This window comes from Serratia sp. CY40230 (assembly GCF_052168835.1).
In the GTDB taxonomy this organism is placed as follows: Bacteria; Pseudomonadota; Gammaproteobacteria; order Enterobacterales; family Enterobacteriaceae; genus Serratia; species Serratia nematodiphila.
On sequence record NZ_JBJNLX010000001.1, the window covers coordinates 374,852 to 387,292 of the forward strand.

Annotated in this window: 13 protein-coding genes; 6 read left to right on the plus strand and 7 right to left on the minus strand. The window is 56.9% G+C overall.

Going from position 1 to position 12,441, the window contains the following annotated elements:
• Positions 1–122: 122 nt before the first annotated feature.
• The 3 genes from nhaB to ACJ8IJ_RS01725 all read left to right on the plus strand — a co-directional run bounded on the left by nhaB (position 123) and on the right by ACJ8IJ_RS01725 (position 3,802).
• Positions 123–1,688: a sodium/proton antiporter NhaB gene (gene nhaB / locus ACJ8IJ_RS01715; RefSeq protein WP_033632859.1), complete on the plus strand. Its 1,566-nt coding sequence runs from the start codon at positions 123–125 to the stop codon at positions 1,686–1,688.
• 120 nt (positions 1,689–1,808) lie between these two features.
• Positions 1,809–2,339: a disulfide bond formation protein DsbB gene (gene dsbB / locus ACJ8IJ_RS01720; protein WP_004932277.1), complete on the plus strand. Its 531-nt coding sequence runs from the start codon at positions 1,809–1,811 to the stop codon at positions 2,337–2,339.
• A 701-nt stretch (positions 2,340–3,040) separates the two neighbouring features.
• On the plus strand, positions 3,041–3,802 hold the full coding sequence (locus ACJ8IJ_RS01725) for an aspartyl/asparaginyl beta-hydroxylase domain-containing protein (RefSeq protein WP_076740761.1): 762 nt from the start codon (positions 3,041–3,043) through the stop codon (positions 3,800–3,802).
• A 113-nt stretch (positions 3,803–3,915) separates the two neighbouring features.
• On the opposite strand, the gene ACJ8IJ_RS01730 is transcribed toward ACJ8IJ_RS01725, so the two are convergent.
• From ACJ8IJ_RS01730 to ACJ8IJ_RS01745, 4 genes are all read right to left on the minus strand, one after another.
• Positions 3,916–4,362, minus strand: a complete 447-nt coding sequence (locus ACJ8IJ_RS01730; protein ID WP_025159803.1) for a YcgN family cysteine cluster protein — start codon at positions 4,360–4,362, stop codon at positions 3,916–3,918.
• Between the two features lie 122 nt (positions 4,363–4,484).
• Positions 4,485–5,141: a fumarylacetoacetate hydrolase family protein gene (locus tag ACJ8IJ_RS01735; RefSeq protein WP_004932286.1), complete on the minus strand. Its 657-nt coding sequence runs from the start codon at positions 5,139–5,141 to the stop codon at positions 4,485–4,487.
• 58 nt (positions 5,142–5,199) lie between these two features.
• Positions 5,200–6,222 carry a lytic murein transglycosylase gene (locus ACJ8IJ_RS01740; RefSeq protein ID WP_425326762.1) on the minus strand — a complete coding sequence of 341 codons (1,023 nt, stop codon included), beginning with the start codon at positions 6,220–6,222 and terminating at the stop codon, positions 5,200–5,202.
• A gap of 28 nt (positions 6,223–6,250) precedes the next feature.
• Positions 6,251–6,523 carry a YcgL domain-containing protein gene (locus ACJ8IJ_RS01745; protein ID WP_004932294.1) on the minus strand — a complete coding sequence of 91 codons (273 nt, stop codon included), beginning with the start codon at positions 6,521–6,523 and terminating at the stop codon, positions 6,251–6,253.
• Between the two features lie 136 nt (positions 6,524–6,659).
• Here ACJ8IJ_RS01745 and minC point away from each other — a divergent pair, with 136 nt between their 5' ends.
• Genes minC through minE form a run of 3 tightly spaced genes read left to right on the plus strand, consistent with a single transcriptional unit; the run spans position 6,660 to position 8,466 of the window.
• Complete coding sequence (gene minC / locus ACJ8IJ_RS01750; protein ID WP_004932297.1) at positions 6,660–7,355, plus strand: septum site-determining protein MinC; 696 nt, start codon at positions 6,660–6,662, stop codon at positions 7,353–7,355.
• Positions 7,356–7,380: 25 nt separating this feature from the next.
• A complete protein-coding gene (minD, locus tag ACJ8IJ_RS01755) occupies positions 7,381–8,193 on the plus strand; it encodes a septum site-determining protein MinD (RefSeq protein ID WP_004932300.1) in 813 nt (270 codons plus the stop codon).
• A 3-nt stretch (positions 8,194–8,196) separates the two neighbouring features.
• A complete protein-coding gene (gene minE, locus ACJ8IJ_RS01760; RefSeq protein ID WP_004932303.1) occupies positions 8,197–8,466 on the plus strand; it encodes a cell division topological specificity factor MinE in 270 nt (89 codons plus the stop codon).
• Positions 8,467–8,703: 237 nt separating this feature from the next.
• Here the strand turns inward: minE and rnd are convergent, their stop codons facing one another.
• The 3 genes from rnd to ACJ8IJ_RS01775 form a co-directional block, all read right to left on the minus strand.
• Positions 8,704–9,825 (minus strand): ribonuclease D, encoded by a 1,122-nt coding sequence (rnd, locus tag ACJ8IJ_RS01765; protein WP_442518209.1) that lies wholly within the window; start codon positions 9,823–9,825, stop codon positions 8,704–8,706.
• Between the two features lie 81 nt (positions 9,826–9,906).
• Positions 9,907–11,595, minus strand: coding sequence for a long-chain-fatty-acid--CoA ligase FadD (gene fadD / locus ACJ8IJ_RS01770; RefSeq protein WP_438807716.1), 1,689 nt, complete (start codon positions 11,593–11,595; stop codon positions 9,907–9,909).
• Positions 11,596–11,804: 209 nt separating this feature from the next.
• Positions 11,805–12,395 carry a Slp family lipoprotein gene (locus ACJ8IJ_RS01775; protein ID WP_004932312.1) on the minus strand — a complete coding sequence of 197 codons (591 nt, stop codon included), beginning with the start codon at positions 12,393–12,395 and terminating at the stop codon, positions 11,805–11,807.
• Between the last annotated feature and the right edge of the window lie 46 nt (positions 12,396–12,441).

The window sequence follows — 12,441 nt, forward strand, 5'->3', positions numbered from 1 at the left end:
AAAAACGAGCAAAAATACCGGTCGTAGGAATTTTCTCATCGTAAAACAAGCTCAGGTTGCGCACGCCCCCGCCGCATTGTTAGGGTACGTGCTACGACTGATTGAAGGATGCATAGAGCACAATGGAAACAACCCTGCGCAGCGCCCTGCTCAAAAATTTTCTGGGGCAATCTCCCGACTGGTACAAACTGACCATTCTCATTTTTCTGGCGATCAACCCCCTGGTGTTCTTTTTCGCCAGCCCGTTTATCGCGGGTTGGCTGCTGGTGGTCGAGTTCATCTTTACCCTGGCGATGGCGCTGAAATGCTACCCGCTGCTGCCGGGCGGCCTGCTGGCGCTCGAGGCCGTGGCCATCGGTATGACCAGCCCGGCGCAGGTCTCGCAGGAAATCGAACATAATCTGGACGTGTTGCTGCTGCTGATCTTTATGGTGGCCGGCATCTACTTTATGAAGCAACTGCTGCTGTTCGTGTTCACCAAGCTGCTGCTCAACATCCGCTCGAAAACGCTGCTGTCGCTGGCGTTCTGCCTGGCCGCTGCCTTTCTTTCCGCCTTCCTCGACGCGCTGACGGTCGTGGCGGTGGTGATCAGCGTGGCCACCGGCTTCTATTCCATCTATCACAACGTGACGTCGAATCGCCCCGACGGCGACATCGGCGATGACAGCGATTTTACCGGCGAAGAGCGCAAACAGACGCTGGAGCAATTCCGCGCCTTTCTGCGCAGCCTGCTGATGCACGCCGGCGTCGGTACCGCGCTCGGCGGGGTCATGACCATGGTAGGCGAGCCGCAAAACCTGATCATCGCCAAAAACGCGGGCTGGGGTTTTATCGATTTCTTCCTGCGAATGGCGCCGGTCACGCTGCCGGTGTTGGTGTGCGGCCTGCTGGTTTGTTGGCTGGTAGAACGTTTTCGCCTGTTTGGTTACGGCGCGCAGCTACCGGAAGCGGTACGCGACGTGCTGAAAGAGTATGACCGCAAGGCCACTGCGGGCCGTAGCAAACAAGAACGGCTCAAACTGGTGATGCAAGCGCTGATCGGCGTTTGGCTGGTGCTGGCGCTGGCCTTCCACCTGGCTGAAGTGGGGCTGATTGGCCTGTCGGTCATCGTTCTCGCCACCTCCCTGTGCGGCGTGAACGACGAGCACGCCATCGGCAAAGCGTTCCAGGAAGCGCTGCCGTTCACCGCGCTGCTGACGGTGTTTTTCACCGTGGTCGCGGTCATCATCGAGCAGCACCTGTTCAGCCCGGTGATCCAGTTTGTGCTGCGCGCCGAGCCCGCCTCTCAGCTTTCGCTGTTCTACCTGTTCAACGGCCTGCTGTCGTCGGTTTCCGACAACGTGTTCGTCGGCACGGTTTACATCAACGAGGCGCGCACCGCGCTGGAAACCGGCGCTATCGGGCTGAAGCAGTTCGAGCTGCTGGCGGTCGCCATCAATACCGGCACCAACCTGCCCTCGGTCGCCACCCCTAACGGGCAGGCGGCGTTTCTGTTTCTGCTGACGTCTGCGCTGGCGCCGCTGGTGCGTTTGTCGTATGGCCGCATGGTATGGATGGCCCTGCCTTATACGGTGGTGCTGACGGTGGTTGGCCTGCTATGCGTCCAGTTCACCTTGGAACCGGCGACCGAGCTGTTGACGCAGTGGCATTGGCTGACGTTGCCGTCCATCGACGCCGTCGGCCACTGAGACGGCGCCGGCAGGGTGAACCGACTATTTTTACGCTGAATCCGGCCCAGGTGGCTGGCAGCGAAGAGGAATTGGTTTACACTGCCGGTTCAATTGCTTACTGCATGGAAGAATCTAGATATGTTGCAATTCTTTAACCGCTGTTCACAAGGACGCGGCGCCTGGCTGCTGATGGCCCTGACAGCGTTGGTGTTGGAACTGGTCGCGCTCTATTTCCAGCACGTTATGCTGCTGCAGCCGTGCGTGATGTGCATTTACGAGCGTTGCGCGCTGTTCGGTATCCTCGGCGCCTCGCTGGTGGGCGCCATCGCGCCGAAAACGCCGCTGCGCTACGCGGCGATCTTGCTGTGGATCTACAGCGCCTGGGAAGGCGTACAGCTGGCGTGGAAGCACACCATGATCCAGTTGCATCCTTCGCCATTCAATACCTGCGATTTCTTCGTCAGCTTCCCGTCCTGGCTGCCGCTGGACAAATGGCTGCCGGCGGTGTTCCACGCTTCCGGTGACTGCTCCGTGCGTCAATGGCAATTCCTGACGTTGGAAATGCCGCAATGGTTGGTCGGCATCTTCGGCGCCTATCTGCTGGTGGCGCTGATTGTGCTGATCGCGCAATTTGTTCGCCCACGCCGCCGCGACCTGTTCGGCCGCTGATCGGCAGACAAACAAAAAACGGCGCCGGAAGGCGCCGTTTTTTTTAGGTATTGCTGCCACATTCCGAGATAAAGCTACCTCAGGTATGTGTAAGGAAGTAAACGAGCACGATCAGCGCTCCAGCTACGGCAAACAGGCGGATCATTTTCATTGTTATACTCTCGAACTTGCGGGAGAGCGGCCAAATTACCCAACTTATCGTTTAAAAAGAAGCATCCCGGCACAATTAAGCGCGTAATTTACATAACATTAAACTTCTGCGATATCGGCGACTAAAAACTGGCCGCTCTGGCTCATTCCTTTCAGCCTTCGAGCATCAATAAATTACCGTTACTTATGAACGACTGCACCTTTGTCACATTCAGAGCACAATATTTTGGTGAAGTTTACCCATAAAATCCTTATAGTATCGGCAAAGTGAGTACTACCGATTTCCCTGGTGTTGTTGTGTGTCTTGCCCCTCATCTTTGCAGGGGCTTTTTTCCCCCTCCTCCCCCGCACAAGCCCTTACCATCCTTAAATAAATTGTTGGAATTTGCCTCTATCCGGCAGCAAGCATCAACGCCATTCGCGCACTAAAGATTAAAATCGTTCGCGATGCTTTCCCTATGCTAAATGACGTGTTGACTTTCACCCTTTCTTCCTGTGAGCCAGGTTTTGGCTGACTACAGCACATCATATGACATCAAGGACACGATACTATGCCGGATACCACATTGCCCCCTTCGTCTCAGCGCCCCTTCCTGCGGCGCATGCTGCTCAAAGCCGGGAAAAAATTCCTGCGCTGGAACGGCGAATTTCAGACTCGCCATTCGCTCATCTCCACCACACCGCGGATCGGTAATCATGAATTTCATTGGGTGACGGCGCTGGAAGCCCGTTGGCCGGCCATTCGCCAGGAGTTGGATCGGTTGCTGGAGCACCCGGAGGATATCCCAGCATTCCACCAAATATCGCCGGATCAGAAACGCATCTCTAAAGGAGATAACTGGAAAACCTTCGGGCTGTTTGTCTACGGGCAACGGGTTGATGAAAACTGCGCCATCTGCCCGCGCACAGCAGAGGCGGTCAGCGAGATCCCGGGCATGCGCACCGCCATGTTTTCAATCCTCAAACCGCACTATCACATCGTGCCCCACAAGGGCCCGACGCGAGCCGTCGTGCGCGCGCATCTGGGATTGATCGTGCCAAAGGATCGGGACAAGCTCTGGATCCGCGTTGACGACCAAATCCTGCACTGGGATGAAGGCAAGGTGATTTTGTTTGATGATTCTTATGAACACGAGGTCCGCAATGATACCGACGAGCTGCGTGCGGTGCTGTTTCTCGATATCGACCGGCCAATGGACAAAGTGGGCACGGCGGTGAATAAACTGCTGTTCAGCCTGATCAAAGCCAGCCCGTATGTGAAGCAGCCGCTGAAAAATCTGGCCAACTGGCATCGCCGAGATAAAAAAGCGTGAAGCAAGAGTCTCACGCGCGCAAGCTCAATAGCCAAGAGGGCGGAATGTCTTAACACGCCGCCCTCTGGCATTAAAACTCGTGTTGCCGAGCAACATCTGTCAAGGTATCCGCGTTATCTGGCCCAGTCCGGCTTGTTGAGGATATGATCCTGCCAGTCCACCACTTCACTCTCGCGCACCGCGATATGCCGCACCGTGATGCGCTCGCCGTGCATCGCCGCCTTGGAGCCGCTCAGCAACGGGTGCCAGGGGAACAGCGGCTTGCCTTCGCCAATCAGACGATAGGCGCAGGTAGGCGGCAGCCAATCGAAGGTGGTGAGATTTTCGCGCGTCAGTTTGATGCAGTCTTCTTCCAGCTCGAAGCGCCGCTCGTAGTTGCGGCATTGGCAGGATTTGATGTTGAGCTGGTTGCAGGCTACGTTGGTAAAATAAATCTCGTCGGTATCTTCGTCGATCAGCTTATTCAAACAGCATTGCCCGCACCCGTCGCATAGCGATTCCCACTCTTGTTCTGACATTTCCGCCAGCGTTTTCTGTTGCCAAAAAGCGAGTTGTGACATGTTAGCGTCCGGTTTCGGTAAATGGATAAGTCACCTGCGCGCAGGTTCGAGGGGGGACTATATAGACATTTTAGCCACAAGATGCAAGCTTTGCCGCCGACGATGCCGGCGGCAAGGAGAAATCAGATCACCCGGGTGCTGAGCGTTTTGCCGTTCAGGCTGATTTTCAGCATGTCGCCGGAAGCCATCGGGCCCACGCCCTGCGGCGTGCCGGTCAGGATGATGTCACCGGCGCGCAGCGTGAAGAAGCGGCTCATGTAGCTGATAAGCGGCAGGATTGGCGTGATCATGTCGCGCGTATTGCCCTGCTGGCGCAATTGATCGTTGACGGTCAACGACAGCTCGGCGTTTTGCGGATCGCCGAATTCCGCCACCGGGATAAATCCCGACATCGGGCAGGAACCGTCGAAGGCCTTGGCCTTTTCCCACGGCTGACCGGCCTTTTTAAAGCCCGCTTGCAGATCGCGCAGCGTCAGATCGAGCGCCACACCGTAACCGGCGATCGCCCGCGCAACGCGATCTTCGTTGGCCTGTTTCAGCGGCGTGCCGATCAATACCGCCAGCTCCACCTCATGATGCACCGCACCGAACTCTTTGGGAATGGCCACCGGTTGGCGAATATCACACAACGCCGTTTCCGGTTTGATAAACACCACCGGTTCGACGGATACCGCGCTGCCCATTTCCTTGATGTGATCGGCGTAGTTGCTGCCGACGCAGACCACCTTGTTCACCGGGAAATCGAGCAACGAACCCTGCCAGTCTCTATGTTGATACATACCGCTTCTCCCAAACTGTAGAGGCTTGGCGCGCCAAGCCGATTATTGGTGTGCCGGATCAATGCCCGATCGCGTCTGCCATCATACCCACGGCGAGAGCGAAATAGTAAGAGCGATTCCAGTGCATGAGGGTGCGGAAATTATCATAGACCAGGAACGTCCGCCCCTGCAGATCATCCGGCGCGATAATCCAACCGCGCTGCACGGCATGCGGCAACGCACTGCCATCCGCGCGGCGCACGCCGCGTTTTTGCCAGTCGTTGACGCTGCGCGCCTGCGCGTCTTTCAGGCCCAGTTCGGCCCGGTTGAAACCGGCGGGCAATTTGACCTCGCGCCCCCAACCGATGCCGGGCTGCCAACCCTCTTTGGACAAATAGCTGGCTGTAGACGCGAAAACGTCGTCAATGTTATTCCAGATATCGATGCGCCCATCGCCGTCGCCATCCGCAGCGTAGCGCAAGAAGGAGCTCGGCATAAACTGGCATTGCCCCATCGCGCCGGCCCAGGAGCCTTTCAGCGGCGTATCGCCGACGTGCCCCTGCTCGACTATCTGCAGCGCCGCCATCAGTTCCTGGCTGAAAAAAGCTTCACGGCGCCCTTCAAACGCCAAGGTCGCCAGCGCAGACACCACGTCTTCCCGCCCCTGAATCTTGCCGTAGGCGCTCTCCATCCCCCACAGCGCGATGATATAACGCCCTGGCACCCGATAGCGCTCGCTGGCCCGCAACCATTGCGCATGGCGCAGCCGATACAGTTCGCGCCCCTGGCGCACCTTGGCGGGCGACATCACCCGCCGTAGATAGTCGTCCAGGGTTACCTTCTGCTCCGGCTGATTGCGATCGGCCTTGATCACCCGATCGACGAAATGGATTTGCGCAAACGCGCGATCAAGGGTGGCCTGACTGATGCCCTGTTCCCGCGCCCGGCGCTTAAGTTGATCGACATACGCCGGGAACTGCGCCGGATCGCGGCCGCTCGCCGCCAGCGTCGTCTCCTGCGCCGCCTGCGATGCGCCGGGCATCAGCACCGCGCCCAGCGTCAACCAGGCGGCCAATACGGTCTTTCTCGCCGAACGTGTCATCGCGCCTCCCCTGGCCGTGGCGACTGTCTCAGGCCTTATCGCCCGCCAGATGCTGATTGAGCAGGTTTTCAACCGGCGGCGGGAACTGCAGATAATAGCCTTCGTCTTTCAACGCCTGCTTCACCTTTTCGATATCCGCCGAGGCCAATTTCTTGCGCTCATCGAGCGACAGCATCATGGCGAATTGCGGCACGCCGAAACTTTTCATCAGCTCTTCCGGCACACGAGAGAAATCGTCTTTTTTTTCGACATAAAGATAAGTTTGATCGCGTTTCGGGCTTCTATAGATCACACAAAGCATTTTTTTAACTCTATTTAATTGAGGGAGCGTCTTGCCTGGATATAACTCTGACTATAACATGCTTATAGTACATCGGAATATCGCACCCCGAGTGGTATTCCGGGGATTTAAAGTTGCTGAGACTGAGTCAGGATAGATGTCACAATCGCCAATTGAGCTAAAAGGCAGCAGTTTTACCCTATCGGTTGTTCATTTGCATAATTCGCAGCCCGAGGTAATACGCCAGGCGTTACAGGAAAAAGTTGAGCAAGCGCCCGCTTTTCTGAAAAACGCCCCTGTTGTTATCAACGTCGCAACGCTGGAAGGCGATGCGAACTGGAAAGAACTTCAACAGGCTGTCGCGGCGGCAGGTCTGCGCGTTGTGGGTATCAGCGGTTGCAGAGATGAGCGGCAAAAGCGCGCGATAGCCCGCGCCGGGCTGCCGCTGCTGAGCGAAGGCAAAGGCCAGAAAATGGCGGCGCCGGAGCCTGCACCAGCGCCCGTGGTGGCGGATAACGCCCCCGCCAAAACGCGCATCATCAGTACGCCTGTCCGCTCCGGCCAACAGATTTACGCCCGCAACAGCGATCTTATCGTGACCAGCAGCGTCAGCGCCGGCGCCGAATTGATTGCCGACGGCAATATTCATGTCTACGGCATGATGCGCGGTCGCGCACTGGCAGGCGCGTCAGGCGACACGCAATGTCAGATTTTTTGCACCCACCTGGCGGCTGAGCTAGTCTCTATCGCAGGGCAGTACTGGTTGAGCGACCAAATCCCGTCCGATTACGTCGGGCAGGCCGTACGACTCAGCCTGTTGGATAACGCTTTAACCATACAACCTTTAAATTAAGCCCTTTTGACAAGGAATCCATTTCATGGCACGCATTATTGTTGTTACATCGGGTAAAGGGGGCGTTGGCAAGACCACTTCGAGCGCGGCCATCGCTACCGGCCTGGCCCAGAAAGGCAAGAAAACCGTCGTGATCGATTTCGATATCGGTCTGCGTAATCTTGACCTGATCATGGGCTGCGAACGTCGGGTAGTTTATGATTTCGTGAACGTGATTCAGGGCGATGCCACGCTGAATCAGGCGTTGATCAAAGACAAACGCACTGAAAACCTCTATATCCTGCCGGCTTCGCAGACGCGCGACAAAGACGCGTTAACCCGTGAAGGCGTTGAAAAAGTCCTCAACGATCTCGGCGAGATGGATTTTGACTTCGTGGTCTGCGACTCACCGGCCGGTATCGAAACCGGTGCGCTGATGGCGCTGTATTTCGCCGACGAAGCTATCATCACCACCAACCCGGAAGTCTCTTCGGTACGCGACTCCGACCGTATCCTGGGCATTCTCTCTTCTAAATCACGCCGCGCTGAGAAAGGCGAATCGCCTATCAAGGAACACCTGCTGCTGACCCGTTATAACCCAGGCCGCGTCAGCCGTGGCGACATGCTGAGCATGGAAGACGTACTGGAAATCCTGCGCATTCCGCTGGTGGGCGTAATCCCGGAAGACCAGTCCGTACTGCGTGCTTCCAACCAGGGTGAGCCTGTCATTCTGGATGCCGAGTCAGACGCCGGTAAGGCATATGACGATACCGTTTGCCGCTTGTTGGGGGAAGAACGCCCATTCCGCTTCATTGAAGAAGAGAAGAAGGGTTTCCTGAAACGCCTTTTTGGGGGATAAACCATGGCCTTATTAGACTTCTTTCTGTCCCGCAAAAAACAGACAGCCAATATAGCCAAGGAACGGCTGCAGATTATCGTCGCAGAGCGTCGCCGCGGGGACAGTGAGCCCCCGTATCTGCCTGATTTGAAACGCGATATTCTGGCGGTTATTTGCAAATACATTCAGATCGATCCTGAAATGCTGCATGTGCAGTTCGAGCAGAAAGGGGACGATATTTCGGTACTTGAACTTAACGTGACATTACCGGAATCGGAAGAAGCAGCTAAATGATTGCGACGCATTAATTACCCCCTGTATATTTTATGCAGGGGGTAACTGTATGTGCATCCAGTCATTAAGCATTGTCGGCAGCAAAAAATCGATTTTTCCCTTTGGGACAATTCCCAATTAACTTTGCCGCCACCTCGTTTAAAGTAAATTCTGGCCAGATTTACCTTCAACGCATTATTTCCTGCCTATATTCACCCGAGCAGAGTTTCCCTACCCTGCCCTGGTGATAACCAGCGATTAATAATCTTTCAGGATGTCCTGCAACGGTGCCATTAATAAATCGCCGCGCCAGCCGCTGATTAATTCAGGGCGACTTTCGCCGTCCTTCAGTTTCCAATGCCAGTTCAGCAATTGGTTAATTTGGCGACGGGATGCCAGCAGCTCGCTGCTCAACCCGCTTTGCTCGCTGACGGTAGCGATCGCCGCCTTGATGTCTTTGAACACCTTCTTGTAGCCCGGCTGATCGATAAGGTTGGCCAACGGCGCCGGCAACTCGGACTCGTCCAGCGCTTCGGCCTCCGCCACCAGCGCCAGCAGCGTTTTACCGTGATAACGGATCTCCGGCCCGCTCAGACCCAGCGAATCCAGTTCTCCCAGCGAAGACGGCATATAGCGCGCCACCTGCCACAGGTTCTCCTCACGCACCACAAAGTTCACCGCCAGATCGCGCTCACGCGCCTGGCACAGCCGCCATTCCGCCAACTTCTGCAGACAACCGAGCTGACGCGGGCGCAGCTGCCAGGCGTTGCTGATTTCGCGGTAGGCCAATGCCGGCGCCAGCGTCTCGCTACGACGCTGGCACAGCAGCAGGCACTCGTTATTGGCCGCTGCGGTCCAACCGGCCTCTTCGGTCTCCTGCACCAACTGTTTAGCCATCGGCAGCAGATAGAACACGTCGGCGGCCGCGTACACGCATTGCCTTTCGGTCAGCGGGCGCGCCAGCCAGTCGGTGCGCGACTCGCTCTTGTCCAGCTCAACCTTCATGTACTCCGCCACCAGCGTCGCGAAGCCACAGGAGAGCGGCCGGCCGGTAAAGGCAGCCAGGATCTGAGTGTCGACCATCGGCGTCGGCAGCGTTTTAAAGGCGTTGAGAAACACTTCGAGATCTTCACTGCCGGCATGCAGGAACTTCACCACGGCGGTGTCGGCCAGCAGCTCGACAAACGGCTGCCATTGCTTGATCGGCAGAGGATCGATAAGGGAGAGTTGTTCACCGTCGTAGAGCTGGATCAGGCCCAGCTGCGGATAGTAGGTGCGCGTTCTGACAAACTCGGTGTCCAGCGCAATCTGGGCATGCTTTCTCGCCTGCTCGCAGACCTGCTGCAATCCGGCATCGGTAGTGATCAACTGATAATTCAAAACATCATTCTCTTGTAGGATTCAAACACAACAACGCCGGCATTCACCGGCGTTGTTGATAGTCAGGCGCGAGAGCGACACCTAGGCGGCATCGGCCGGCTTCGGCGTTTTTAGCTCATCGCGCAGTTCTCGCCGCAAAATCTTGCCGACGTTAGACTTCGGCAGTTCATCGCGGAACTCAACAATTTTAGGCACTTTATACCCGGTCAGGTGCCGACGGCAATGGGTCAACAGCTCTTCCTTGGTCAGCGAGGCGTCTTTCTTCACCACGCAGATCTTCACCGTTTCGCCGGAGACCTCGCTCGGCACACCGATCGCCGCACATTCCAGCACTTTCGGATGCTGGCTGACCACGTCCTCGATCTCGTTCGGGTAAACGTTGAAACCGGAGACCAGGATCATGTCTTTCTTGCGGTCGACGATGCGCACGAACCCCTGCTCGTCTACGGTCACCACATCGCCGGTCGCCAACCAGCCATCTTTCAGCACTTCGTCGGTGGCGTCCGGGCGCTGCCAATAGCCTAACATAACTTGCGGCCCTTTGACCCACAGTTCGCCCGGTTCGCCCGGCGGTACATCCTGGCCATTGTCGTCCACCAGACGAATGTCCGTCGACGGCACCGGCAGGCCGATGCTGCCGCTGTAGTGTTTCAGATCGTAAGGGTTACCGGCCACCAACGGCGCGCACTCCGTCAGGCCATAACCTTCCAGCAGGTGTTTACCGGTGGTTTTCTCCCACTTCTCGGCCACCGCTTTTTGCACCGACATGCCGCCGCCGACCGAGAAACGCAGCGTAGAGAAATCGAGCTTGTGGAACTCTTCGTTGTTCAGCAACGCGTTGAACAGCGTATTCACCCCGCTCATGGCGGTGAACGGATATTTGCCCAGTTCTTTCACCAGCCCTGGAATGTCGCGTGGGTTGGTGATCAGCAAATTGCGCCCGCCCAGATCGATAAACAGCAGGCAGTTCACCGTCAGCGCGAAAATGTGATACAGCGGCAACGCCGTCACCACCAGTTCCTGCCCTTCGCGGAACAGCGGCGAATAGGCGGCCTTGGCCTGCTCGAGGTTGGCCTGCATGTTGCGGTGCGTCAGCATCGCGCCCTTCGCCACCCCGGTGGTGCCGCCCGTATATTGCAGGAAGGCCAGATCGGCATTAATGATGTCCGGTTTTACATACTGCAGGCGGCGGCCGCGCTGCAGCGCGCTGCGGAATGAAATGGCATCCGGCAGGTTGTATTTCGGCACCAGACGCTTGACGTACTTGACCACGAAGTTGACCAGCGTACCTTTGGCGGCCGACAACTGATCGCCCATGCGCGTCAGGATCACGTGCTTGACCTGAGTGTTGAACACCACTTTTTCCAGCGTATGGGCGAAGTTGGACACGATGACGATGGCGCTGGTGCCGCTGTCGTTCAACTGGTGCTCCAGCTCACGCGGGGTATACAGCGGGTTGACGTTGACCACCACCATGCCGGCGCGCAGAATGCCGAACAGGGCGATGGGGTATTGCAACAGGTTAGGCATCATCAGTGCGACGCGGTCGCCCTTCTTCAGGCCCAGTTCATTTTGCAGGTAAGCCGCGAAAGCCCGGCTGCGTTCTTCCAGTTTGCGGAAGGTCATCACCTCGCCCATATTGATAAAGGCGGGCTGATCGGCATAGCGCTGCACGGCATGCTCAAACATTTCGATCAACGACGAATAGCGATCGGCATCAATCTCTGCGGGCACATCTGCCGGATACCGTTTTAACCAGACCTTATCCAAGGTATTACTCCTGAAATCATTACTAATTATCATCGCAGCCCTCAAACTCGCAGCCTAACCATAACAATATTTTAACTCAGCAGACCAGTTCGGGTTTTAAACATTATTCAGGTTGCGATGTACGTCACTAATTGTCGGATATTCCTTATCCCAAAAAACAAAAGGGCGGCCTGAGCCGCCCTGTCAAATGTGTTCACATCAAGCGTATGCTACTCGGTTACGATGGTTTGCACCTGTGCCGGGCCAGGGTTGTACCAGCCATAGCCTGCGCCCCAACCGGGTCCCCACGGACCTCCGCGCCAGCCCCAAGGGCCCATCGGCGCCGGCGGCATCACCACCTGCTGCACCAGATGCCAGCGTTTGAAACCGGTCACGTTCATCGTCACGAAGCGATACGGCGTCATGCCGATTCGCCCCTCTTTCAGACCGGTAATGGCGCCGACGACGGTCACCAGCTGGCCTTTGAAATCGACCGGTTCGAGGAAGCCGTTTACCGTGGCCAGCAAGCGGCCGCGCGACGGTTCGCCCAGTATCGGCCGCGCACCGCTGTCGAGCGGCACCGCCGCAATCTCCAGCACCGTGCGCCCTTGTTCGTTGGCGACGTTTACCACGGTGCCGCCGAAACGGGCTTCCGCGCCGGTAAACAGGTTGGGTGCATTTTGTACCGAGGAAAGCTGAGTCACCGGCGTAGGGCTGGAGCCTTTGATCGCATCCGGTACGGTGACGCACCCGGATAAAACCAGCGCGCCGCAGGCGACGGCCAGCAGCGACAGCTTTTTACTTGCAGTGCGGATTAACATGGTCGCAATCTCCTGAAATGGCTGTAACTTTGACCGCGTTTCATCG